Annotated in this window: 1 protein-coding gene; it reads right to left on the bottom strand. The window is 68.4% G+C overall.

Going from position 1 to position 1,745, the window contains the following annotated elements:
- Positions 1-193 precede the first annotated feature (193 nt).
- Positions 194-1,624 (bottom strand): IS1380 family transposase, encoded by a 1,431-nt coding sequence (locus ACTWPW_RS63990; protein WP_443175006.1) that lies wholly within the window; start codon positions 1,622-1,624, stop codon positions 194-196.
- Positions 1,625-1,745: the final 121 nt, after the last annotated feature.

Genomic DNA, 1,745 nt, shown 5'->3' with positions numbered 1-1,745 from the left:
ACCTCGATGACTCACGCCTTGATCGTCCTGAGTAATGGGTTCGGTGTGGCGGAGGTTTCCGCCTGATCATCCTGTTCGTTCGCTCGGTGTGCCGTAGTGTGCCGCCCGAGGCGCTCGGATGGGCGGCGGCTTCCACGGGGCCGCAGGGTCCTTCGTCACTCCTTCCTGGCGCGTTGGGGCATGTTCGGGCTGGTCAGCCAGGTGCCGGTAGCGCGCACAGGCGCTGCCAGCAGATGAGGAAGGCGGTCTTCCACGGCCAGGTGGCGCTGATCTTCAGCAGGCGCTGCCGGGCGTGCGTGACGAGCTTGGCGGGCAGGTGCCACAGGCAGAACCGGAGGGTTGCCGGTTCGGCGCGAGCCAGATCCGCCTGATCATGCAGACCCAGCAGGCGGGTCCAGGCGTCGATATCGGCGGCGAGATTGGCGGCCAGCACCCAGCCGACGTTGACGTTCCAGGTCTTGGAGGGCAGATTGCGCAGGCCCATCGCCTTGTTCGTGCGCACCCGGTCTTCCACCTCGGCGTGGTCGCGGTGGACGGCGTCGATGAAGGCGAGTTGGTGGCTGCCGGGAATGCCGCGCAGCCCGCGCGGGCCGAGGTTGGTGGCCACGATGGCGTACTTCCAGCCGGTCTTGTGCTCGAAGGCGGTGAGCTGGCGCTGGTCGCGGGCCGAGGGGCGGACGCGCCGGACCAGGAGCCGGACTCCCCAGGCGGCGGCGCGCTCGTCCAGGCCGGTCAGCTCGGTCACCTCGGCGTGCGGATGGACGGTTCCGTCCTGGCGCACGGCGGCCTGCCAGGCCGAGGCGGGCAACTTGCCGATGGCGCTCTCATCGATCTCGGTGATCTTCCAGCCGACGCTGAAGCGCACCGTCCGCCGGGTGGTGTTCAGGCCTTTCATCTGCTCGACCAGGTCGTGCGTAGCGCCCGCGCCGTCCACGCGGATCCACAGCTTGGCGCGGTAGGCGTCGGGGATCTGCCGGATCGCCTCGGCCAGCACGGTGATGTGGTCGGCCACAGTGTTGGAGCCGGCCGAGCCGGTGCGTAGCAGCATCGCCAGCGACTCGCCGGTGTTGGCGCACCAGCAGGCCAGCGGGTGAAAGCCCCACCCCTTCTTGAACGTCGCGCCGGCGCCCTGCTTGTTGGAGTGCGCGGTGATCAGCGTGGCGTCGATGTCGATGACGATCCAGCCGGTCAGCACCTTGCCCGCCACCCTCAGCCAGGGGAAGCCCGCCTCGGTCGAGGCGATCAATGCCCACACGTGCTTGCGGACCCTGGCCCGCACCCGCGCGATCCAGATCGGCAGCCGCTCATCGGCGCCGATGGGCTCCAGACTGCGACGCACCGTGGAGTCCGACGGCGGCGCGCCGAACACGCCTTGCTGGTGGGTGAGCAGCGCGATCTGCCGCATGCTGGTCGCGCCCAGCGCGATCGCCACCGCCAGTTGGACGAGCACCACGCCCCGGTCCCACATCGGCGAGTTGCCGAGCCGGGCGAACACGCCGCCCAGCGCCCCGGTTAATCCCGTCTGATCAGCGCATTTACGCAGGAGGACGGCTCCTGCGTGGCCGATGAGTCCTTTGCCGTCCCCGCGGACAGACAAGCGGCGGTCCCATGCCGTACCGTTCACCCTGAAGGTGCATCCGTTCTCTGCGATTTCGTGATCTAGGCAATCCGATCATCGCAGGTCGGAGGCACCTTCCTTGCATCTACCGATCTTCAAAGCGCTTCAGCGGTGAATACCCGAGGTT

The sequence above is a fragment of the Nonomuraea sp. KM90 genome (assembly GCF_052246675.1).
Lineage (GTDB): Bacteria > Actinomycetota > Actinomycetes > Streptosporangiales > Streptosporangiaceae > Nonomuraea.
Note: the sequence above shows the minus strand (reverse complement) of the source record. Positions and strands in the feature narration are given on the sequence as shown.